20 protein-coding genes are annotated in these 21,491 nt (G+C 64.2%); 9 read left to right on the plus strand and 11 right to left on the minus strand.

Features of this window, described 5'->3' with window-relative positions; translation table 11 throughout:
• Positions 1-9: 9 nt before the first annotated feature.
• Together AC1D05_RS18445 and tsaD are read right to left on the minus strand one after the other, a co-directional pair.
• Positions 10-1,026 (minus strand): NAD(P)H-dependent glycerol-3-phosphate dehydrogenase, encoded by a 1,017-nt coding sequence (locus AC1D05_RS18445; RefSeq protein WP_477442702.1) that lies wholly within the window; start codon positions 1,024-1,026, stop codon positions 10-12.
• A complete protein-coding gene (gene tsaD / locus AC1D05_RS18450) occupies positions 1,023-2,111 on the minus strand; it encodes a tRNA (adenosine(37)-N6)-threonylcarbamoyltransferase complex transferase subunit TsaD (protein ID WP_477442704.1) in 1,089 nt (362 codons plus the stop codon). Before tsaD ends, AC1D05_RS18445 begins: the two co-directional genes overlap by 4 nt.
• Before the next feature lie 98 nt (positions 2,112-2,209).
• Between tsaD and hemC the strand changes: the two genes are divergently transcribed.
• The 6 genes from hemC to AC1D05_RS18480 all read left to right on the plus strand — a co-directional run bounded on the left by hemC (position 2,210) and on the right by AC1D05_RS18480 (position 8,320).
• Entirely contained in the window at positions 2,210-3,136 is a 927-nt protein-coding gene (gene hemC / locus AC1D05_RS18455; RefSeq protein ID WP_477442706.1) for a hydroxymethylbilane synthase, read from the plus strand.
• Between the two features lies 1 nt (position 3,137).
• The gene (locus AC1D05_RS18460; RefSeq protein WP_477442708.1) at positions 3,138-3,854 is read left to right on the plus strand and encodes a uroporphyrinogen-III synthase; all 717 of its coding nucleotides are present in this window, start codon (positions 3,138-3,140) and stop codon (positions 3,852-3,854) included.
• Between the two features lie 110 nt (positions 3,855-3,964).
• Positions 3,965-5,440 carry a COG4223 family protein gene (locus AC1D05_RS18465; RefSeq protein ID WP_477442710.1) on the plus strand — a complete coding sequence of 492 codons (1,476 nt, stop codon included), beginning with the start codon at positions 3,965-3,967 and terminating at the stop codon, positions 5,438-5,440.
• A 10-nt stretch (positions 5,441-5,450) separates the two neighbouring features.
• Positions 5,451-7,052, plus strand: coding sequence for a heme biosynthesis HemY N-terminal domain-containing protein (locus AC1D05_RS18470; protein ID WP_477442711.1), 1,602 nt, complete (start codon positions 5,451-5,453; stop codon positions 7,050-7,052).
• Positions 7,053-7,104: 52 nt separating this feature from the next.
• Complete coding sequence (locus AC1D05_RS18475; protein ID WP_477442713.1) at positions 7,105-7,584, plus strand: tellurite resistance TerB family protein; 480 nt, start codon at positions 7,105-7,107, stop codon at positions 7,582-7,584.
• Between the two features lie 19 nt (positions 7,585-7,603).
• Positions 7,604-8,320 (plus strand): glutamine amidotransferase, encoded by a 717-nt coding sequence (locus AC1D05_RS18480; RefSeq protein ID WP_477442715.1) that lies wholly within the window; start codon positions 7,604-7,606, stop codon positions 8,318-8,320.
• A 40-nt stretch (positions 8,321-8,360) separates the two neighbouring features.
• Here AC1D05_RS18480 and AC1D05_RS18485 read toward each other — a convergent pair whose 3' ends face one another.
• Positions 8,361-9,008: a TetR/AcrR family transcriptional regulator gene (locus AC1D05_RS18485; protein WP_477442716.1), complete on the minus strand. Its 648-nt coding sequence runs from the start codon at positions 9,006-9,008 to the stop codon at positions 8,361-8,363.
• Between the two features lie 174 nt (positions 9,009-9,182).
• Between AC1D05_RS18485 and AC1D05_RS18490 the strand changes: the two genes are divergently transcribed.
• Both AC1D05_RS18490 and AC1D05_RS18495 read left to right on the plus strand, forming a co-directional pair.
• Positions 9,183-10,076, plus strand: coding sequence for an NAD(P)/FAD-dependent oxidoreductase (locus AC1D05_RS18490; protein WP_477442718.1), 894 nt, complete (start codon positions 9,183-9,185; stop codon positions 10,074-10,076).
• Positions 10,077-10,084: 8 nt separating this feature from the next.
• Entirely contained in the window at positions 10,085-10,930 is an 846-nt protein-coding gene (locus tag AC1D05_RS18495; protein ID WP_477442720.1) for an alpha/beta fold hydrolase, read from the plus strand.
• Between the two features lie 68 nt (positions 10,931-10,998).
• On the opposite strand, the gene AC1D05_RS18500 is transcribed toward AC1D05_RS18495, so the two are convergent.
• From AC1D05_RS18500 to AC1D05_RS18535, 8 genes are all read right to left on the minus strand, one after another.
• Positions 10,999-11,307, minus strand: a complete 309-nt coding sequence (locus AC1D05_RS18500) for an NIPSNAP family protein (protein WP_477442721.1) — start codon at positions 11,305-11,307, stop codon at positions 10,999-11,001.
• A 48-nt stretch (positions 11,308-11,355) separates the two neighbouring features.
• Positions 11,356-12,594 (minus strand): MFS transporter, encoded by a 1,239-nt coding sequence (locus AC1D05_RS18505; RefSeq protein ID WP_477442723.1) that lies wholly within the window; start codon positions 12,592-12,594, stop codon positions 11,356-11,358.
• Positions 12,595-12,753: 159 nt separating this feature from the next.
• Positions 12,754-13,854: an aminotransferase class I/II-fold pyridoxal phosphate-dependent enzyme gene (locus AC1D05_RS18510; protein ID WP_477442725.1), complete on the minus strand. Its 1,101-nt coding sequence runs from the start codon at positions 13,852-13,854 to the stop codon at positions 12,754-12,756.
• Between the two features lie 123 nt (positions 13,855-13,977).
• A complete protein-coding gene (locus AC1D05_RS18515) occupies positions 13,978-14,436 on the minus strand; it encodes a Ros/MucR family transcriptional regulator (protein ID WP_477442726.1) in 459 nt (152 codons plus the stop codon).
• Positions 14,437-14,648: 212 nt separating this feature from the next.
• Positions 14,649-15,353 carry an ROK family protein gene (locus AC1D05_RS18520; RefSeq protein ID WP_477442728.1) on the minus strand — a complete coding sequence of 235 codons (705 nt, stop codon included), beginning with the start codon at positions 15,351-15,353 and terminating at the stop codon, positions 14,649-14,651.
• Between the two features lie 14 nt (positions 15,354-15,367).
• Positions 15,368-16,744 carry a glucose-6-phosphate dehydrogenase gene (gene zwf / locus AC1D05_RS18525; protein ID WP_477442730.1) on the minus strand — a complete coding sequence of 459 codons (1,377 nt, stop codon included), beginning with the start codon at positions 16,742-16,744 and terminating at the stop codon, positions 15,368-15,370.
• Between the two features lie 22 nt (positions 16,745-16,766).
• Positions 16,767-17,783 carry a phosphogluconate dehydrogenase (NAD(+)-dependent, decarboxylating) gene (gnd, locus tag AC1D05_RS18530; RefSeq protein ID WP_477442732.1) on the minus strand — a complete coding sequence of 339 codons (1,017 nt, stop codon included), beginning with the start codon at positions 17,781-17,783 and terminating at the stop codon, positions 16,767-16,769.
• A gap of 55 nt (positions 17,784-17,838) precedes the next feature.
• On the minus strand, positions 17,839-20,247 hold the full coding sequence (locus AC1D05_RS18535; protein ID WP_477442733.1) for a glucan 1,4-alpha-glucosidase: 2,409 nt from the start codon (positions 20,245-20,247) through the stop codon (positions 17,839-17,841).
• A gap of 196 nt (positions 20,248-20,443) precedes the next feature.
• On the opposite strand from AC1D05_RS18535, the gene AC1D05_RS18540 reads away from it, so the two are divergent.
• A complete protein-coding gene (locus AC1D05_RS18540) occupies positions 20,444-21,457 on the plus strand; it encodes a substrate-binding domain-containing protein (RefSeq protein WP_477442735.1) in 1,014 nt (337 codons plus the stop codon).
• Positions 21,458-21,491: the final 34 nt, after the last annotated feature.

The raw sequence follows: 21,491 nt of genomic DNA on the forward strand, positions 1-21,491 counted from the left end.
TTGGGGGGATCAATCGTTGGTTTCGGTCTTCAGCGGCCGGGTCATCAAGGCCGTCACGGCCTGGCGGATGGTGATCGTGCCGTCCAGTATGGCAGCGACGGCGGCGATGATCGGCGCGTCGATGCCGCGCTCGGCGGCGATGCGGGCGGCGATCGCCGCCGTCGGCACACCCTCGGCCAGCGGCAGTCCGGCAAGCGCCTTGCCTTGCCCGAGCGCCAGCCCATAGGCGAAGTTGCGCGATTGCGCCGACGAGCAGGTCAGCAGCAGATCGCCAAGGCCGGAAAGCCCCATCAAGGTCTCGGGCCTGGCGCCGAAGGCGGCACCGATGCGGCGCAGTTCGACGAAGCCGCGCGTCACCATGGCGGCCTGGGCGCTGGCGCCAAGCCCGGCGCCGGTGACCGCACCGGCGGCAATGGCAAAGACATTCTTCAAGGCACCGCCGATCTCGACACCGATCAGGTCGTCGCTCGAATAGCAGCGCAGATTTTCTGCCGAAAAACGGGCGGCAAGGTCGGCGGCAAGCGCCTCGTCGCCAGCGGCGACCACCACCGCTGTCGGCAATCCCCTGGCAACATCGGTGGCGAAGCTCGGGCCGGACAGCGCGGCGATCGGATTTTGCGGCAGGATCTCCTCGACGATTGCCGACAGCAAGGCACCAGTGTCGCGCTCGATGCCTTTGGCGCAGAGAACAAGCGGGATGCCAGAAGGCATATGGTCCTTCGCGGCTGTCAGCGTCGCCCGTAAGGATTGCGCCGGGGTCACCGCCAGCACGCAATCGGCGCCAGCGAGCGCTGCCTTGATGTCTGATGTCGCCTCGATGCCGGGCGCAATAGCAATGCCGGGCAGGTAGCGCGGGTTCTCGCCACGGCCGATCGCGGCCACGGTTTCCGGGTCGCGCGCGAACAGCCGCACCGCATGGCCGGCGCGCAGCATCGCCAGCGCGAGCGCTGTGCCCCAGGCACCGCCGCCCAGCACGGTGACTCGCCAGCCGCTTTTGCTCGGATTGTTCGTGGCTCGACCGGTCATGCCTTGGCTCCGCGCCGGCCGGAGCCGACCATCGGCGCCGAGATGCTGTCCAGCGGCCAGCGCGATCGCGGCACGAAATCGAAGCCGTTCTCCTGCGCCATGCCTTCCCGCAGCCGTTCGATGCCGGCCCAGGCGATCATCGCCGCATTGTCGGTGCAAAGTTTAAGCGGCGGCGCGACGAAGGTGAAACCGGCGTCGGTGCAGAGCCGGTCCAGCGTTGCCTTGATGGTGCGGTTGGCGGCGACGCCGCCGGCGACGACCAGCGCGGGCTTTCTCGTGCCGGGAAATGTCTGGCTGAAGCGCGCCAGCGCGCGCGAAACGCGGTCGGCCAGCGCATCGGCGACCGCCGCCTGGAATGAGGCGCAGATGTCGGCGACATCCTGGTCGCTCAGCGGCGCGATCGCCGTCGCCGCCTGGCGCACGGCGGTCTTCAAACCGGAGAAGGAGAAATCGGGCTGCGCCGAACCTTTCATGGGACGGGGAAAGGCAAAGCGTGAGGCATTGCCCGTCTGTGCCGCCTTCTCGACATTCGGCCCGCCGGGATAGGGCAGGCCGAGCATCTTGGCGGTCTTGTCGAAGGCTTCGCCGAGCGCGTCGTCGATGGTGGTGGCCCAACGCTGATAGTCGCCGACGCCGCGCACGGCCAGGATCTGCGTGTGGCCGCCGGAGACCAGCAGCAGCAAATAAGGGAAATCGAGCCCGTCGGTCAGCCGCGCCGTCAAGGCGTGGCCTTCGAGGTGGTTGATGGCGATCAGCGGCTTGCCCGCCGCCGCGGCGATCGCCTTGGCGGTCATCAGCCCGACGATCAGGCCGCCGACCAAGCCGGGCCCTGCGGTGGCGGCGATCGCATCGATATCGGCAAGGCTTGTGCCCGAATCGGCAAGGGCCGCCTCGATGATGCCATCCAGCGCCTCGACATGGGCGCGCGCGGCAATCTCGGGCACGACACCGCCGAAGGCCGCATGCTCCTCGATCTGGGAAAGCACGACGTTGGACAGGATTTTCGGCGCGGCATCGCCTTCCAGCGCCACGACGCTGGCGGCGGTCTCGTCACAACTCGTCTCAATGCCCAGAACGCGGATCAATTCGTCGCTATCCCTAGAGATTGTGTAGCCGTACGTTCCTCGTTAGGGAGAGTGCCGGAAACGCAAAGCCAGCCGGGGGTTATCACGGACCGCGCGCCATGCAAACAATCTTGAAAATCGGAACACGCGGCAGCCCGCTGGCCCTGGCCCAGGCGCATGAAACGCAGGCGCGGCTGATGGCCGCGCATGGCCTGCCGGCGGAAGCCTTCGAGGTCGTCGTCATCTCGACCAGTGGCGACCGCATCCAGGACCGGCCGCTGTCGGAAGCCGGCGGCAAGGGCCTGTTCACCAAGGAAATCGAGGAAGCGCTGCTCGCCGGCGCGATCGACATCGCCGTGCATTCGTCGAAGGACATGCCGACGCGACTGCCCAATGGCCTGGAACTCGCTGCCTTCCTGCCGCGTGAGGACGCGCGCGACGCCTTTGTCGGCAAGGCGGCAACGACGATCGCCGAATTGCCGCACGGTGCAAAAATCGGCTCGTCGTCGCTCAGGCGGCAGGCGCTGATCCGCCGCATGCGGCCGGATCTCGACGTGGTGATGTTCCGCGGCAATGTGCAGACGCGGTTGCGCAAGCTCGACGAAGGGGTCGCCGCCGGTACCATCCTCGCCTATGCCGGACTGAAGCGGCTGGGGCTCGAACATGTCGTTACCGACCTAATACCGCTGGACATCTTTCCACCTGCACCCGGACAGGGCGCGATCGGCATCGAGACCCGCATCGGCGATCGTGACGTCGAAAAGATGCTGGTGGCGATCCATGACGTGCCGACCGGACAGGCGCTGGCTTGCGAGCGCGCCTTCCTGGCGGCGCTCGACGGTTCCTGCCGCACGCCGATCGCCGGCTATGCGGCGATCGAGGCCGGAAAGCTCTCTTTCTCCGGGCTGATCATCTCGCCTGATGGCACGCAGTCGCACACGGTCGAGCTCCAGGGGCCGGCACAGGATGCCGCCCGCATCGGCGATGAGGCCGCCCGGACGGTGCGGTCCAAGGCCGGCGAAAAATTCTTCGACGGCTGGCTCTGAGATGCTTCGCGTCCTGGTGACCAGACCGGAACCGGGCGCATCGCGCACGGCGCGGCGGCTTCAGGACATGGGATTCCAACCGGTTGTTCTGCCGCTGACCGAAACTGTGGTCTTGCCGGTCGATGCCGGGCTCATTCTAGATGAGGCTGTTGCCGTTGCCGTCACCAGCGCCAATGCCGTGCGCCATGCTTCAAAAGAGGTGATCGCGGCGCTTGCTGCTCTGCCTTGCCATGCCGTGGGAGCGAGAACCGGCGAAGCGGCGCGCAGGATGGGCTTTTCGTCGGTCATTGAAGGCTCCGGCGATGCCGAGACGCTGACCAATGGTATCGCGGCGGCGCTTTCCGGCGAGGCTATCGTCTATCTCTGCGGACGCGTTCGATTTCCGATGTTTGAGCAGAGGCTGGAAGCGGCTGGAGTCCAAGTCTCCGCCGTGGAGACATATGACACATTGCCGGTGCGGTATTCCGACGAGGCTATCCTTGCGCTGCTGTCCGGCCAACCGGTCGATGCGGTGCTGCTCTATTCGGCCAAGGCGGCCGCCGCGATGCAGGTTCTGACCAACCGGCCGGCTCTGCAAGAGGTCTTTGAAAAGACGCGTTTTTTCGCTCTTTCCGCGCGCATCGCCGCTGCCTTCGACGACCGCGCCGGCAAAGCAATCGGCATTGCCGCACAGCCCGACGAGGAGGCGCTGCTGGCGCTTTTGCGGGTGCTGCCCTGAGCCGCGTCATCACACCGCCCCTTTTCACCGCTTGGTGATGTGCTAGACCCTTTCTGAACCATCACGCGCCGCCAGGCGTTGAGACGAAGCGAATTTTGCGGAGCCCCGGCATGGTCAAGACGCCGAAGATGCGACACTCGAAAAGCCGCCGTGAGCCGGTGACCATCGATCTCGAGCCCGGCGCCGTATCGCGCGTCGTCGACGAGGATGCCGCCAAGGCCGCGGCGCAGACCGACGAGGCAAAGGCTGAAGAAGCCGCTAGCGCCTCGCAGCCGGAGACGCCCGAAGAGCCGGTGCATGCCGACCAGACCGATCTCGAACCCTGGGAGCATGCCGACGCCGCCCCGGGGCAGGCCGGGACCGAGCCGTCCGGGGAGGCCAAAGCGACTGAACCCGAGCTGCCCTATCCCGGCTCCGATGCGCCAGCCAACCGCGCCAAGGCCTCCGACTACAATTTCGAGGATGCATCGGCGAAGCGCACCGACGACAGTCAGCCGAAAACTCAGACGCGGGACGAAAAGATGGCGCCCACACCTGCTGCGGCAAAACGTGGCGGCCTCAACGGCATCGCCGCCGGCATCATCGGTGGTGTCATCGCACTGGTCGGCGCCGGCGGCCTGCAATTTGCCGGTCTGCTCGGCGCACCGGGTTCCGGTTCGGGCGTGTCGCTCGATGGCGTCAATGGCGAGATCGCTTCGCTGAAGAGCGACATCGCCGGCCTCAGGGAAGCCGGCGGCAACAACGACGCAGCGGCCAAGGTGGTCGGGCTTTCCTCGGGCCTGGAGCAGGTAAAGGCCGATATAGCGGCGCTGAAATCGGCGGTCGAACAGGGTGGTGCGGGCGACAATGCCGGGCTTGCCGCCCTTGGCGACAAGGTCAAGCAGATCGAAACCGCGGTCGCCGCTCTCGGCAAGGCCGGCAGCGCGGCACCGGTCGATCTTGGCCCGCTCAACGAAAAGCTGGCCGATCTCGATGCGCTGGTGAAATCGACAGGCGAGGCGGCGAAGGCGCAGGATGGTAGACTCACCGCGCTGGAGCAGTCGGTGTCGCAGCTTTCCGGCAAGGTCGAGGCGGCGGCAGGACAGCCGAAGATCGCGCTCGCCATCGCCGCGTCGGCGTTGAAGTCGGCGCTTGAACGCGGCGCGCCGTTCTCGGCCGAACTCGATACGCTGGCCGCGATTTCACCCAATGCGTCTCAGATCGCGACTTTGCGGCCCTATGCCGAAAAGGGTGTGCCCACCCGCACCGAGATCGCCTCGCAGATGGATGCCGCCGCCAATGCCATGGTCGCCGCGGCAACGCCGGTCGATGAGAATGCCGGCTTCTTGCAGAACCTGATGTCGAGTGCCGAATCGCTGGTCAAGGTTCGCCCGATCGGTGCCGTCGAGGGCGCCGGTGCACCAGAAACCGTGGCGCGCATGGAAGTGGCGGTCACCCAGGGCGACTATGCCAAGGCGCTCAGCGAATATGACAGGCTGCCGGAAGCGGTGAAGGCGGCGGGCGCCGATTTTGCCGGCAAACTGAAGGCGCGCATCGATGTCGAAACCCAGGTCGACGCGCTGATCTCCGGCGCGATGAAGGCATGAGGGCAACACGATGATCCGCCTGCTCGCCTTCCTCATCGTCGTCTTCGCGCTCGGGCTGGGCTTTGCCTGGCTGGCCGACCGGCCGGGCGACATGGTCGTCACCTTCAACGGCTACCAGTACCAGGTCAGCCTGATGGTGGCGGCTGTGGCCGTCGTCACCGTGGTCGCCGCTGTGATGATCCTGTGGTGGCTGATCAAGTCGCTGTGGAACAGCCCCTATACCATCTCGCGCTATTTCCGCGTGCGCCGCCGCGACCGTGGCTATCAGGCGCTGTCGACCGGCATGATCGCCGCCGGTGCCGGTGACGGCGCGCTGGCCCGCAAGAAGACCAAGGAAGCGGCGAAGCTGATCCGTTCCGACCAGGAACCGCTGATTCATCTGCTCGAGGCGCAGGCGTCGCTGCTGGAAGGCGACCATGAAGGCGCCAGGCAAAAGTTCGAGAGCATGCTCGACGATCCCGAAATGCGGCTGCTCGGCCTGCGCGGGCTCTATCTCGAAGCCGAACGGCTTGGCGACCGCAACGCCGCCAGGCACTATGCCGGCCGTGCCGCCGCCGTTGCGCCGCAACTGGCCTGGGCCGCCGAATCGACGCTGGAAGAGCTGACCGCGCGCGGCGATTGGGATGGGGCCTTGAAACTGGTCGATGCGCAGAAGTCGACGCGGCAAATCGAACGCGACGCCGCCAACCGCCGCCGGGCCGTGCTGTTGACCGCCAAGGCGCAGGCGCTCGCCGGCAGCGATCCTGCCACGGCAAGGACAGCGGCGCTCGAGGCCAACAAGCTGCAGCCGGATTTCGCGCCTGCCGCCGTTGCCGCCGCCGCCGCACTGTTCAAGCAGAACGATGTGCGCAAGGGCTCGAAGATCCTCGAAGCCGCGTGGAAGGCCGAGCCGCATCCCGAGATCGCCGAGCTCTATACCCATGCAAGGCCGGGCGATGCCGTGCTTGACCGGCTCAACAGGGCCAAGAAGCTGCAGGAAATGAAGAGGAACCACGCCGAATCGTCGATGACGGTGGCGCGTGCGGCGCTCGACGCGCAGGATTTCCCGACTGCCCGCCGTGAGGCTGAGGCCGCGATCCGGATGGACCGCCGCGAGGGTGCCTATTTGCTGCTGGCCGATATCGAGGAGGCCGAGACCGGCGACCAGGGCAAGGTACGGCAGCTGCTGTCCAAGGCGGTGCGGGCGCCGCGCGACCCGGCCTGGGTCGCCGATGGCGTCGTTTCGGAGCGCTGGGCGCCGGTATCGCCGGTCAGCGGCCGGCTGGACGCCTTCGAATGGCGCGCGCCGATGGAGCGGCTTGGCCAGTTGATCGACAGCCGCGAGGACGCGCCGGACGCCACGGTTGTCGCTATCGAAGCGCCGGCCAGACCGGTGTCGGAAAAGCCGATCGACGTCGTCGATCATGCTGTCCAGGGCAGCGAGGCAACGGGCAAAGGAACCGATAGAAGCGAAGACTACGTCACGCCAGTCACGGCCGCAGCCTTCGCGGCGGTCCCGGCGGATGCCGAGGCCGTCGAGCCGGCGGAAGAACTGGCGCGCTTGCCGGACGATCCGGGTGTCGATCCGGACGAGGAAGCGGAAAAGTCGCCACGCCGGTTCCGGCTGTTTTGATTTGGCCATCGGCTGATTTGACTTGGCCTTTGGGCCGTTTGGGAATGGATTGATGTTCGAACGCGTTCTGTCGTTTCTGAGGGATTTACCGGCCAGCCCCAGCGCGCATGCCAGCACGGATGATCCGCGCGTCGCAGCCTCGGCGCTGCTCTACCATGTGATGAATGCCGACGGCGTGCGCCAGGACGTCGAATGGGAGCGCTTCAAGGCCGTGCTCTCCGAGAGCTACTCGATCAGCGGCGCCGAACTCGAAGCGCTCGTCGCCGCCGGCGAGCGGGCCGACAATGAGGCGATCGACCTCTATGCCTTCACCAGCGTGCTCAAGCGCCATCTCGACGCGGAAGGACGCAAGGCGTTCATCGGCTTGATGTGGGAGATCGTCTATGCCGATGGCGAGCTGCACGAACTGGAGGACAATACGGTGTGGCGCGTCGCCGAGCTGATCGGCGTCGAGCGTCACGACCGGGTCGAGGCGCGCCGCAAGGCGGCGGCGCAGGCGCCGGGCGCGCGTGGAACGTCGAGCGACGAATAGACGGGGATCTCGCCTGACGATGCCGCGCAGAACGAGTTCGAAGCCAAAAATCCTGATCGTGCTGCATCAGGAGAATTCGAGCCCCGGACGCGTCGGCCACATGCTGCTCGAAGAGGGGTTTGAACTCGACATCCGCCGGCCGCCGCTCGGCGACGCCTTGCCGGAAACGCTGGATGGCCATGCCGGCACGGTGGTGTTCGGCGGGCCGATGAGCGCCAATGATGACGACGAATTCGTCCGCCGCGAGACCAACTGGCTGGAAATACCGCTCAGGGAAAATCGCCCATGCCTAGGCATCTGCCTCGGCGCGCAAATGCTGGTCAACCATCTTGGCGGCAAGGTCGAGGGGCACGGAGAAGGGCTGGTCGAGATCGGCTGGTATCCGCTCAAGGCGACCGAGGCCGGCAGAAAACTGATGCACTGGCCGGACATGGTCTACCAGTTCCACCGTGAGGGCTTTTCATTGCCGAGGGACGCGACGCTGCTGGCGACGGCCGATACCTATCCCAACCAGGCCTTTCGCTATGGCGACAATGCCTGGGGCATCCAGTTCCATGGCGAACTGACAAGGGTGATGATGCAGCGCTGGGTGGTGCGCGGCGCCCACCGCTTCGAATTGCCGGGCGCGCAGCCCGGCCGCGATCACCTTGGCGGCCGGCTGATCTGGGACATGCACCTGAAACGCTGGCTGGACGAGTTTTTGCGCATGGTGTTCGGCAGGCCGGCTGAGTTATAGAGTGAAACCCAATTAGTTTGAACAACCGAACTTGACCAGGCTATCCGCCCGCGTGGTCGTTTCCACCGTATGCGGCGACGAACATGGCGACGGCGGACCGGCAATAGGATTCGATTTCGTTGTCGTCTTCTGCTCTCGCCTGATCGAAGCGGGCGATAATCAGGAGATCGGATCCTTTGAAAAGCGCGGCAAACAAGCGGGCGGACCGGAGAGGATCGGGCACGTTCAGAACCGCCTTCGCGTGCAACTGACGCAACAGGGCCTCGATCTGGGCGATGACATAGGCGGGGCCGGCTTCGTAATGGAGCTTGCTTAACGACTTTTGGTTCGTCTTGTCGGCCATGATCATGGCCTCGACACTGCGGACGTCCGGGCTCAACAGCGTGCGAAGCAGGGATGTTCCCACCGCCATGAGCTGATGTTCTGCCGAACCGTCGACGCCTTCGATAAGAGCCTGTGGTGCAAACCGATGACAGTGGGCCGCGATGGCCGCACCGAACAGCGCCTCCTTGTTGTCGAAGTGCCGATAGATGCTGAGCTTGGATATCTTCGCTCGCTGGGCGACCTTGTCCAATGTCGTCGCTTGAAAACCCAATTCCACGAAGAGTTCGCCCGCGGCGTCGACTATCGTTTGGCCAAGCGCCTCGTTGGCGGGCCGGCCGCGCCGGGCCTGGCTGTTTTCGGTCACCACAATTCCAGTCCTTGACAGTATCGTTATTCTTGAATTACGATACCATACAGTATCTGAAATATGCAAGCCAAAGAATGGATTTTACCCTGTCCTCCAAACCGAGTTTCCCTGGGCCGCTTTCGCGCCACACCAAACCCAACCCCCTCTATCCGCAACACGGAGCCCATCATCATGGATGACGTCATCATCATCGGCGGCAGCTTTGCCGGTCTCGCCGCCGCCCTGCAGCTCGGCCGTGCCCGCCGCAAGGTCACCGTTCTCGATACCGGCCTGCCACGCAATCGCTTCGCAGGCCGCTCGCACGGAGTGCTCGGCCACGATCACAAGCCACCATCGGACATCCTGACCGAGGCGCGGCAGCAACTGGCGCGTTATCCCGCGATCAGGCTGCTCAATGCTCGGGCCGACAGCATCTCCGGTACCATCGACAATTTCTCCGTCCTCACTGGCGATGGCGAGAGCATTGGCGCGCGCCGCCTGATCCTGAGCTATGGCGTTGTTGACCAGATGCCTGATGTTCCGGGCTATGCCGAAAGCTGGGGCACATCCATCATCCCATGCCCTTATTGCGACGGCTTCGAAGTCGCTGGCCAGCATTGGGGCCTCGTCTGGTCGGGTCCGCAGTCGATGAATCAGGTCAGGCTGTTCCACGATTGGACCGACAGGTTGACGGTCTTCGCCGATGGTCACGACATTTCACCCGATATCCGGGCCGATCTGGCGCACCGACAGGTACCTGTCGTTGATGGCCGGATCACCGGGATCGCCCGTCACGGGGACCACAATGCCACTATCAAGCTCGATACCGGCCCCGATGTCGCCGTCGATATCCTGTTCGCGCATCCGCGTAACAAGCCGTCCGCAAGCCTGCATGAATCACTGGGCCTCACCACTGTCGATACGCCAGTCGGCATCGCTATCAAGACCGACGAGCGCCGCGAAACCAGCAGGCCCGGCATCTACGCCGCCGGCGACCTCGCCAACCCCGGAATCCCCTCGGTCACCACGGCAACATGGCAAGGCGCGATGGCGGGTATCTTTGCGCAGCAGTCGATGCTGGTTTGAGAAGCCATATGGAGTTCGAACAAGTCACTTTCGACCTGCCACACGGCACCTTTCACGCGTTGCAGGGTGGTGATCCCGATGGCCAACCGACGATCGTCTTGCACGGCTTCCCGGACCATCCGCCGACCGCGAAGCCCTTCCTTGCCGAGCTCGGTCGCCGTAGACGTTACGTCGTTGCACCCTGGCTTCGCGGTTACGCGCCGTCCCCGACTGCGGGGCCGTTCGATTTCGCAGCCCTCACCAGCGACGTGCTCGCGCTGGTCGACTGCTGGTCTCCGGGGCGACCCGTGGAGCTGATTGGCCACGACTGGGGCGCCCTGATCACATACGATGCCTGCGTCACCGCGCCGGAGCGGATTGAACGCGCGGTCACGCTCGCAATCCCGCACCCACTCACCTTCATGAGCCGGCTGATAGACCCCGCTCAGTTGCGCCGGAGCTCGTACATGGGGCTCTTTCAACTGCCGGGAAGCGGCTGGATCGCCACCGCCCGCGATCTCGCCCTCATTGACCGCCTCTGGCGTCAGTGGTCGCCCGGCTTCTCGCTCGATCCTGCTCTCAAGGCGGAGCTACACGAGCACCTGCGGGCGAGCATGCCCGCGCCTCTAAAGTACTACCGGGCGATGCTGCGGCCCGGCATGCTTGGGGCGACGCGCCGTATGTCTCGGCCGATCACGGTGCCCCTGTTGCAGCTTCACGGTGCCAATGACGGCTGCATCCTCCCCGCGCAGGTCGACGACCGACATCGGTTCGCCGCCCCGCACGCGCTGGAGGTCGTTCCCGACGTCGGTCACTTCCTGCACATCGAGGCCCCCGAGGCGATTGCGGAACGGATTGCGGCATGGGCCGGGTAGCGGATCACGTTCGTCTTGGCGGAGCGCCTACTCCAGCAGATCAGCGGTGGTGCGATAGCTCCGTCGCCCTAGGGTTCGAGCACCGGCCGCAGGAAGCTGCGCTCATAGCTGAGAATGCTGCGCTTGCGCTTTTCCGTTTCAAACACTTCCTGGCATTCCGGGTCGGCAGCCATCCGCTTGCGATAGTCCTCGTAGTCGGCAAGGCTCGGAAAGCTGAACATGGCGTAGGCGATATTGTTCGCTCCTTCGCTCGGAAGGAAATAGCCATGATGGTTTCCGCCCAGGCGATTGACCAGACCGATCCAGCGACGGCCGTATTCTTCAAACTCGGCAAGCTTGTAAGGGTCGATGACATATTTCAGGTAACAGGTGATCATGGGAGCTCCTGTGAACAGGGTGATGTATGTTGCTGACCATCGGCAGCGTCAGTTGCGCCCGTTGAGATGGCGCACCTTGCGCAATTGCGGAAACAGGTAGGCCCACAGGCCTGCAACCGCGATGGCGCCGACACCGCCGATCACGACAGCCGGCACAGTACCGATCAGCGCTGCCATGGTGCCGGCGCGGAATTCGCCGACTTCGTTGGAGGCGCCGACGAAAACCTGGTTGACGGCGTTGACGCGGCCGCGCACCTCGTCCGGCGTCCACAACTGAATCAGCGTCTCCCTGATATAAACACTGAACATGTCGGTGGCGCCGAGGAGCGCCAACGCGACGATCGACAGCCAGGTGACGGTCGACAGGCCAAACAATACGGTGCAGGCGCCGAATGCCGCGACGAAGCCGAGCATGATCTTGCCGGCATTGTCGCGAAGCGGGTGCCCGGCCAGCCAGACCGCAACGCAGATGGCGCCGATACCGGGCGCCGAGCGCAGCAGGCCGAGGCCCCAAGGGCCGAGTTCAAGAATATCGCGCGCATAGACCGGCAGCAGCGCCGAGGCGCCGGACAGGAGCACGGCGAAGAGGTCGAGCGAGATGGCACCCAGCACGATCTTCTCGCTCCAGATGTAGCGGAAGCCGGCAAACAGCGTCTCCATCGTCGGCTTGTCGGTGGCGGTCCGCTGGGCAGGCTTGGGAATGGTGAAGATCAGCAGACCGGCCACCAGCATCAGCACAGAGGCGACGGCGTATGCGGCTTCGGCCGAGACGCCATAGAGCAGGCCGCCGGCGACCGGGCCGATGATCGTCGCCGTCTGCCAGGCGGACGAGTTCCAGGCAATCGCATTGCCGAAATCCTCCGGCGGCACCAGATTGGCGAACAGCGACGACGAAGCCGGTCCGTAAAAGGCACGCGCCATGCCGAACAGCGCCAGAACGACGAAGATCGGCAGCGGACTGACGAGGCCGCGCAGCGTGAAGTACAGGAGAACGAGCGCACAGCCGGCCTCGACCACCGTTGCCAGCGCCATGATCAGCCGGCGGCCGAAGCGGTCGGCGACGACGCCGGTGACCAGCACCAAGAGCAGTGACGGCAGGAACTGGACGATGCCGACAATGCCGAGATCGAAGGGATCGCGCGTCAGATCATAGATCTGCCAGCCGACGGCAACCGAGACGATCATGGTCGCGAAAGTGGTGAGGAAACGCGCCGTCCAGTAGCTGAGGAAGGCTTTGTGCCGGAAGGCGGCGTAACGCTGCTCCGGTGAAGTCTGTAGTGATGTCATGGAGAGGCCCCGTTGTGATGGCATTGATCGGCGGGGCACTTCCCGGATGGGCGCTGGTCCGACCAATGGAACGTCTAACAAAGTTCGCGGCGGGATGTGCGTTAAAACCACCCCTGGATCAAGGGATTTTCAGGCTGTTCCTTCGATCGCACAAGGAAGTTACCGTCGCAGCGCGGCCGAAATGGCGTCGAGACCGCCTCGCAATTCGGCTTCCGTCGGCCAACCAAAACCGACGCGGAAGAAGCGTTTTTCCATTTCGAACCAGTGGCCCGGTCCGACATAGGTGCCATGGTTTTCCAGCAGATCGACATAGAACCGATCGAGGTCGAAACCGGGTTCGACGTTGAGGCGTGGGAAGCCGACGACACCGCCTTCGGGCCTGATCCAGTCGACCAGCGGCTCGCGGTCGATCCAGGCCTGGACGATGTCGCGACGCTTCGCCATTTCGGGCAGCAGCACGCCCAAGAAGGCGTCACGGCGCTCCAGCATGCCGCGCGCAATGCCTTCGTCGATGACGCTGCCGCAGATGCCGATCTGCTCCTTGGCGGCGAGGAATGTCTCCTGGAGGCTGGTATCCCTGGTGGTCAGCCAGCCGATGCGGATACCGGGGATGCCGAAGGCTTTCGACAGCGACGAAACGCTGATCGCCTTCTTGCTTAGCGAGGCCGCCGACGGCAGGCGCCTGCCATAGGAGAGGTCGCGATAGGTCTCGTCGACCAGCAGATGGCAGTTGCTGCTTTCCGCGAGCGCCACCAGCGCGTCGAGTTCGGCGCGGCTCATCATCGTACCGGTCGGGTTGTGCGGGCAGGTGACGCTGATCAGTTTTGTGTTCGGCCTAATCGCCGCCTTGATGGCCTCGACATCAATGGCAAAGCCGTCTTCGAAGGCGAGGTCGACGAAGCTGATGGCGCAGCCGATCGCCCGCGGGGTTTCGATGTTGGTGGCGTAATTGGGCCGGATGACGACGAGGTGATCGCTCGCCGACAAGAGCGATGTCGAGATGATGAACAGCGCACCGGCGGCTCCCGCGGTGACCAGGACATCACCGGGCGAAACGCCGGCGTCCTGCGCGGCGATCAACGCGCGTAAGTCCTTGTCGCCGCGATGCTCGCCGTAGAAGAGCGTCAGATCAGGCAGCGAAAGACCGATGTCGGAGAGTTTCTGGTCGGCGATCGAGCTTTCGGAAAGATTGTAGCGGATACGGTCGTAGCCGTATTCCTCCGGCGCTTCCTTCTCGATCACCATCCTGGTGTAGTTCATGGCTTCCCCCAGATCATCTTTGTCTGGGGTATCCAAGCCACAAAAACATGAAGCCTGCCAAGGCGGTTTCGCCGGCAGGCTTCTGTTCCAGTCGTCCTAACTATTGGCTCAGGACTGAATTGCTCAGGCTGAAACCTTGACCTTGCGGCCCTTGGCCTTGACGGGCACCACTTCGACGGCCTTGCGGCCGAGGCCGATCGACTTCGCCAGCTGCGAACGCGAGGCGGCGTAGTTGGGAGCAACCATCGGATAGTCCGATGGCAGACCCCATTTGGCGCGGTAGGCGTCCGGGGTCAGGTTGAAATGCACACCGAGATGGCGCTTCAGCGATTTGAACTTCTTGCCGTCTTCGAGGCAGATGATGAAATCCGGCGTCACCGACTTCTTCGGGTTGACCGCGGGAACCAGCGGTTCTGCCACCGGCACGGCCGGCTTGCCGAGCCCGCCGATCGAGGTGGCGACGCTGGCGATGAGGTCGGCCAGGCCGGAGACGGGCAGGCGGTTCTTCTCAACGTAAGCGGACACGATGTGGGCGGTCAGCTCGAGAAGATCGGTGCGAGCGTCGTTGCTATCGTCGGTCAATGTTTCCTCCGTCTATGGCGCCCAGCCTCGAAAATGGGGATCGTTTTCGAAAGGACGAGGCACAAAAATCAAAAAATGCTGAAGCGTCTTTAGCGTATCCAGTGGAGCACGCGGGCAGTGCGCGAAATTCCTAGTCGGCAAATCTGCATAACGCAATGATTTAGCGCGGCGTCACACGTTATTTTGAACAACTATACTAAACTGTAATACTATCAGACGATCAAGGCCTTGTCTCGCCACAGACGAAATCCGCCTTCGAAGGCACGTGTGTTGTCACCGCGCCTGGAGTCGGCCGGTAACTCGTGGAGCTTGTCGACATTGCCGCCGCCAATGACGACATAGTCTGGCTGCAGGGCGGCGCGCAGCCGGTTGACGACGTCGAAGACAGATTCGCGCCATTTCTTCTTGCCGCGCCTTTCAAGGCCACGTTCACCGACATAATCCTCGAAACTCTTGGCCTTCTTGTAAGGAAGGTGGGCGAGTTCCATGGGCAGGCCTACATGGTCGGCGATCATCGCCGCGCCGAGGCCGGTTCCGAGGCCGAGGAACAGCATGCGGCCGCCCTCATAGCTGCCGATGGCCTGCATCAGCGCATCATTGACCACCTTGACCGGCTTGCCGAACTGCGCGGCGAAATCGAAGCCGGCCCAACCCTTGCCGAGATTCATCGGGTCGAGCACCGGCTTGTTGTGACGCACCGGGCCGGGATAGCCCATCGAGATGACGTCATAGGACAAGCCTTCGGCCAGTTTCTTCACCTTGTCGATCATCTGCTGCGGCGTCAGGTCCGGGCCGGAATCGTCCCGGCGCTCGGCACCGCCGGCGCTGGTCAGGATCTTGACGTGCGAGCCGCCAATGTCGATCGCCAGCACGATCTGCTCGGCATCGGATGCTGTTTGCTTCACTGCCTTGGCCATCGCGTCCCCTCCACTCATGCTACCGGGTCGATCCAGCCATTGGGTGGCCCAAAGCCGGCCATGGCGTCCGCCGGCCCCCATGTTTTCGGCTCGTAAAGGTGCGGCGGCGTGGTGTCGCCAAGCACCGGGCCAACGATGCGCCAGGCGAGCTCGGCGGCGTCCTGACGGGTGAAGAGCTGGCCATTGCCGTTCATGGCGTCGCCGATCAGCCGTTCGTAGGGCGGCATGTCGGCCTTGCTGTCGTCGAGCGCGGTCAGTTCCACCTGCTCGCCGACCATGTCGTCGCCGGGCGCCTTGCGCTGGGCGCCGATGGCGATCACCACCTGCGGATCGATGCGGAAGCGGACATAATTCTGGTCGGCGGGCTTGATCGGATCGAAGACGTCGAGCGGCGGCCGCTTCAGCCGCACCACCACCTCGGTGACATGCACCGGCATGTTCTTGCCGGCGCGGATGAAGAACGGCACGTCCTGCCAGCGCCAGGTGTCGACGAAGAAGCGCACCGCCGCGAAGGTCTCGACCGGCGAGTTCGGCTTAACGCCGGGCTCAGCGAGATAGCCGGTGAACTGGCCGCGCACGACATCGTCCCTGGTCAAGGTGCGGATGGCGCGGAGCACCTGCACCTTCTCGTCGATGAGATCGTCGGCGGAGCGGCCAACCGGCGGCTCCATGGCCAGCAGCAACAGGATGTTGAGCAGATGGTTCTCGATGACGTCCCGGATGCAGCCGACATCATCATAGAATTTACCGCGCCCTTCGACGCCGAAATCCTCGGCCATGGTGATCTGCACGCTCTCGACGTAATTGCGGTTCCAGATCGGCTCGAGGAAAGAATTGGCGAAGCGGAAATAGAGCAGGTTCTGGATCGCTTCCTTGCCGAGATAGTGGTCGATGCGGAAGATCGACTGCTCGTCGAACACCAGATGCAGCACCCGGTTCAGCCAGCGTGCCGACTGCAGATCGTGGCCGAAGGGCTTTTCCACCATCAGCCGCGCGCCATGCGCGGTGCCCGACTGTTCCAACCCTTGCACGACCGTCTCGAACATGGTCGGCGGCACCGCCATGTAGTGCAGCGGCCGCTGGGCGCTGCCCAGTGCCGTCTTCAGCTTCTCGAAGGTGGCCGGATCGCGGTAGTCGCCGCTGACATAGCGCAGCAGCGAGGCGAATTTGGCGAACACCGTCTCGTCGATGGCGCCGAGCGCATGGACGATGCCGTCGCGGGCGCGGTCCTGCAACTGCTTCAAATCCCAGGCGTCGAAGGCGACGCCGATCACCGGTTCGGTGAGCGTGCCCTTGGCGACCATCTGGTACAGCGCTGGAAATATCTTCTTGTGGGCGAGGTCGCCGGTCGCCCCGAAGAGCACCAGCGTATCGGACCGTTCCTGGCTCATGCGTGCGTCTCCCGCTGTGGCGTCACTTGCCGGCCTTCGGCTTTTCGACATGGCCGCCGAAGGCATAGCGCATGGCGGACAACAGCTTGTCGGAGAATTCGGATTCGCCTTGCGAGGAGAAGCGGTCGAACAGCGCCGAGGACAGCACCGGCGCCGGCACGCCGGTGTCGATCGCCGCCTTCAGCGTCCAGCGGCCCTCGCCGGAATCCGAAACACGGCCGCCGAAATTCGCCAGGCCCGGATCGCTCTTCAGCGCGCCGGCGGTGAGATCGAGCAGCCAGGAGCCGATGACGCTGCCATGGCGCCAGACCTCGGCCACCTGGGGGAGGTCGATGTCGAACTGATAATATTGCGGGTTTTCCAGCGGGCTGGTCTCGGCATCCGCCATGCGTTGCCGCTTGCCGGCATTGGCCGACTTAAGGATGTTCATGCCTTCGGCATAGGCGGCCATGACGCCATATTCGATGCCATTGTGCACCATCTTGACGAAGTGGCCGGCGCCGCTCGGTCCGCAATGCAGGTAGCCGAAGGGCGCCGTCCCAGCAGCCTTGTCCGGGGTCGGCGCGCCCGCATCGGCGCCCGGCGCCAGCGTGGCGAAGACCGAATCGAGGTGCTGCACCGCCACGTCGGGACCGCCGATCATCAGGCAGTAGCCACGCTCCAGGCCCCAGACACCGCCGCTGGTGCCGACATCGACCAGATGGATGCCTTTGGTGGCCAGTTTCGCGGCCTGGTCGACGGCGTCGTGATAGTAGGAATTGCCGCCGTCGATGACGATGTCTCCGGGCTCCATCAGGGCCGCGACCTGATCGATGATCTTGCCGGTGATGGCTGCCGGCAGCATCAGCCAGACACAGCGCGGCTTGGCGAGCTTGCCGACGAATTCCGTCAGGGATGCCGCTCCCAGGGCGCCGTCGCTGACCAGGGCCGCGACGCTTGCCGCGTTGATGTCGTAGACGACGCATTCATGGCCGTCGCGCATCAGGCGCCGCACCATGTTGGCGCCCATCCGGCCCAGTCCCATCATTCCGATCTGCATGGTTTCGTCCCGATTGCTTGAGGAAAGGAAAAATCTATCGGCCCGGCTGCTTTAATCATGATGCGTCAATGCCGACGCTGAAGTCGACATTCTCCCAACGCATCGCATCGGGCCAGAAAAAAGTGAAGACGAGGGTGCTCCCCTGCGCCAGTTCGGCGACCGGCAGGTCGACCAGATGGACGCCGAAAGCGTTTTCCCTGGCCTTGTGGTCCTGGATCGTCAGCCAATTGTCGCTGCTCCAATGGACAACGCCGGGCGCCGAAAGCTCGACGCGCAAAACCTTGCCGGCGGGGATGGAGCGGATCTTGTTGTTGAAGCGCCATATCCTGAGCGGCGAGCTTGTCTTGCCCTTGATGTAGCGCTCGACGCCTTGCGGCGGCATGTCGAAAACCGCGCCGTCGCGCAGCGATCGCAACAGCTTGATGTGCTCGGCATGCGCCCAGACCAGCGGCATGGCGCTGCCGGACGGTTTGCCCAGCCACAGTTCGCGATCCGGCAGATCCGGGCTGTCCCAGACCTGTTCCGGCAGCAGCCCGCCTAGACCCGCCGAGCGTTCGAAGGTCTCGAGAAGCTCCGCGGCTCTCTCCTTGCGGCCGGCCGCCAGCTCGTAATGCGCCCGCTCGCCGGTGAGCAGGGGCCAGGCGCGTCCCTGGCCGGTGCCGTCAAAAGGAGTGCCATCCTCGTGCTCGCCATAGCCGTCGCTGGTGTAGCGGTACCAGACCGGGCCTTGCGGCAGATCGCAACGCAAAAGGGCATCGACGGCCTTGACGGTATCGACGATGCGCGGATCGTCGGCCGCCCTGAGGCCAAAGCGAACCAGGGCCAGGGCGTCGGGGCTGATTATGGCTTCCGCCGGCTTGTCGGTGTCGCCTGGCGGACGATTCTTGATCGGCACGAAGCCGTCCTTCGGCGGAGCGGCGCCCGCATCGTCCGGCGGCGCGATGCGGACATAATAGCCTTGGACGCCTGCGTCGATGCAGAGCTGAGTGCCCGTGACGTAGGTCCAGCGTTCGATCTGATCGTTCCAGCAATCAGCGGTTTCGCGCAGGTAGTTTGCCGGCTCACTCTTTCCGACGACGTCCAGCATGTCGGCGGCGGCAAGCAGCGCGGCGATCTCGACGGCCAGCGTGAACGGGCTGTAGCCGGCGTCTTCCTCCCAGCGGTCCTCGCCGGTGACGGGGCCGTTGCGCACGACATAGGAGGCGGCGGTTTCGATCATGGCCAGGAAATCGGCGAGCCTGGCGCGTGGCAGGTGGCCGGCGCGGCGCAAGGCGTCGGCCAGAAGCAGCGGAAAGGCGCATTCATCCATCTGGATGCCGGGCCAATAGGCGGTGCCGTCCGACCAGACATTCTGCGGCCAGTGACCGTCCGGCTGCTGGATCGAGCGCAGATAGGTCAAGATCTGCAGCGCCTGTTTGCCGTCGCCGGCGGCAAGGAAACCGCCGGCGGTCTCGACCAGGTCGCGCGGCCAGACCAGGTGGTAGCCGCCGAGATCGTCGTCGCCCTTGTTGAAGCCCCATGGGATCGACAGGCTGGCAACGGCAGCACCCGGTCTCGCGACCGAGAGATGCGAGGCCAGGACCGCCGTGCTCACACGATAGGCGTTCAGTCCGGAGGCGGTGTGGCGGTCGAGCTTCTCGAGCCTGGCCTGGAATGTCCGCCAGTTCTCGACATAGGTTTGCGCGGCGGCGTCGAAACCCTGCTTGAGACTGGCCAGCGCCAGGTCGGCGGCGGCTTCCGGCGACGCGCCGAAACCAAGCGCCAGCAAGGCCGTGGTCTTGCCGGCGGAAAAGCCGATCTCGCCGGTCAGAGCGACATTGCCGTCTTCCGCCCGTTGGCAGGACGGATCGAGCGCACCGCCGTTCTGCAATTGCTGCCATCCGTCGGAGAAGCCGACATAGCCGGCCGAACAGGCATTCCAGGGTAGCGAGGAGACCAGCGCCAGGGATACGCCGCGCCCGGTGGCGAAGAGCATGCGCTGGCCCTTGTGTTCGCCGGCCCAGGCAGTGTTGCCCATGCCGGCGTTGACGAGGTGCGGCGCAAGCAGCGCGTAGACATGGTAGTCGGCCACTGAGGCTTTCAGCGGTACGAATGCGATCTCCTGCAGCAGGACGGGCCGTTTCGGATCCGTAATGATGCGCTTTTCGATCCGGTAGGCGCCGTCCGTCGCGGTGTTGGTCAGCCTGTAGCCCGGCACGCCATCCTCGAACGGCGCTATTGCGTGCGCGGCGTCGCGCTTCTCTTCCGAGAAATAGCCACCGGGGCCGGTGACGATCAGCTCCATGTCGCGCGTGCAGGCACTGTCGAGGCGCGGATAGTAGATCTCGTTCAAGATGCCGTGGCTGATCGTGAACCAGAGCGGGCTCTTGGCTGAAAACGCGGTGCCGACGCCACTCTTGGCGCTTGATGTCCAGCGGGCCGGTATTCCGGGCGCGCCTTTCGCAACGGTCGGCGTTACTGCCATCAATTGGTCTCCTGTCGTGCTCCTAGACCATGTGCCGACGGCTTTTTCAATCATCGCACCGCAAGTTGATCGAAGGCATGCCAAGCTTTGCAGTTGACAGCTTGCGGTTCGTCTGAATTTGTCTGACAATAGATAAAAAACAGGGACTGTGCGTAACGATCATCAGGCAAAACTAGCAACTTTGGGAGGAAATCATATGAAGAAACTGCTCGTTCTGGGTGCGTTGGCGGCTATGTTGGCCTCGGGCACCGCATTTGCCGACACCAGCGGCAAGAAGATCGCATTCTCCAACAATTACGCCGGCAATTCGTGGCGGCAGGCGATGCTCGACAGCTATGGCATCGTCACCAAGAAGGCGGTCGAAGACAAGATCGTCGGTGCGGCCGACATCTTCACCACCGCCGACAAGGAAGTGCCGACGCAGGCGGCGCAGGTGCAGAACCTGATCCTGCAGGGCTATGACGCCATCGTCATCAATGCCGCCTCGCCGGACGCGCTCAATGGTGCCATCAAGCAGGCCTGCGATGCCGGCATCACCGTCGTCTCCTTCGATGGCACCGTCACCGAGCCCTGCGCCTATCGCGTCGTCGTCGACTTCAAGGATATGGGCAAGCAGGAAGTCGAGCAGATGGCCAAGTTCCAGCCCAAGGGCGGGAACCTTTTGGAAATCCGTGGGCTGGCCGGCACCTCGATCGACGATGCCATCCATGCCGGCATCCTCGAAGGCGTCGCTGCCCATCCCGAGTTCAAGATCGTCGGCTCGGTGACCGGTGACTGGGACCAGACGACGGCGCAGAAAGCGGTAGCGACCATCCTGCCCTCGCTGCCCGATGTCGTCGGCATCGTCGACCAGGGTGGTGACGGCTATGGCGCCGCACAGGCTTTCGCCGCCGCCGGCAAGCCGCGCCCGACCATCATCATGGGTAACCGGCAGGACGAACTGAAGTGGTGGAAGGAACAGAAGGACAAGGACGGCTACAAGACCTGGTCGGCTTCGATCGCGCCCGGCGTGTCGTCACTCGCCTTCTGGGTGGCGCAACAGGTGCTCGATGGCCGCAAGGACATCCCGCACGACCTGCTGGTGCCGTATCTGGCCTTCACCCAGGACGACTTCGAGGCGGCCCTGCCGAAGATCAAGGAAGGCGGCGTCGCAACCCACGAATACACGCAGGAAGACGCCCTCGCGGCGATCAAGGCCAATATCAAGTGAATGTCGTGCCAGCGTTGCCCTTCGTACCATCGCG

Source organism: Mesorhizobium sp. P2_E9, from assembly GCF_056403815.1.

Coding starts and splice junctions, on each gene's coding strand:
- hemC (WP_477442706.1), top strand. CDS start 2,210: ATGCAAACAATCTTGAAAATCGGAACACGCGGCAGCCCGCTGGCCCTG.
- AC1D05_RS18495 (WP_477442720.1), top strand. CDS start 10,085: ATGGAGTTCGAACAAGTCACTTTCGACCTGCCACACGGCACCTTTCAC.
- AC1D05_RS18445 (WP_477442702.1), bottom strand. CDS start 1,026: ATGACCGGTCGAGCCACGAACAATCCGAGCAAAAGCGGCTGGCGAGTC.
- AC1D05_RS18520 (WP_477442728.1), bottom strand. CDS start 15,353: ATGGCCAAGGCAGTGAAGCAAACAGCATCCGATGCCGAGCAGATCGTG.
- AC1D05_RS18510 (WP_477442725.1), bottom strand. CDS start 13,854: ATGAACTACACCAGGATGGTGATCGAGAAGGAAGCGCCGGAGGAATAC.
- AC1D05_RS18500 (WP_477442721.1), bottom strand. CDS start 11,307: ATGATCACCTGTTACCTGAAATATGTCATCGACCCTTACAAGCTTGCC.
- AC1D05_RS18460 (WP_477442708.1), top strand. CDS start 3,138: ATGCTTCGCGTCCTGGTGACCAGACCGGAACCGGGCGCATCGCGCACG.
- AC1D05_RS18480 (WP_477442715.1), top strand. CDS start 7,604: ATGCCGCGCAGAACGAGTTCGAAGCCAAAAATCCTGATCGTGCTGCAT.
- AC1D05_RS18470 (WP_477442711.1), top strand. CDS start 5,451: ATGATCCGCCTGCTCGCCTTCCTCATCGTCGTCTTCGCGCTCGGGCTG.
- AC1D05_RS18465 (WP_477442710.1), top strand. CDS start 3,965: ATGGTCAAGACGCCGAAGATGCGACACTCGAAAAGCCGCCGTGAGCCG.
- AC1D05_RS18535 (WP_477442733.1), bottom strand. CDS start 20,247: ATGGCAGTAACGCCGACCGTTGCGAAAGGCGCGCCCGGAATACCGGCC.
- AC1D05_RS18540 (WP_477442735.1), top strand. CDS start 20,444: ATGAAGAAACTGCTCGTTCTGGGTGCGTTGGCGGCTATGTTGGCCTCG.
- AC1D05_RS18505 (WP_477442723.1), bottom strand. CDS start 12,594: ATGACATCACTACAGACTTCACCGGAGCAGCGTTACGCCGCCTTCCGG.
- AC1D05_RS18475 (WP_477442713.1), top strand. CDS start 7,105: ATGTTCGAACGCGTTCTGTCGTTTCTGAGGGATTTACCGGCCAGCCCC.
- gnd (WP_477442732.1), bottom strand. CDS start 17,783: ATGCAGATCGGAATGATGGGACTGGGCCGGATGGGCGCCAACATGGTG.
- zwf (WP_477442730.1), bottom strand. CDS start 16,744: ATGAGCCAGGAACGGTCCGATACGCTGGTGCTCTTCGGGGCGACCGGC.
- AC1D05_RS18490 (WP_477442718.1), top strand. CDS start 9,183: ATGGATGACGTCATCATCATCGGCGGCAGCTTTGCCGGTCTCGCCGCC.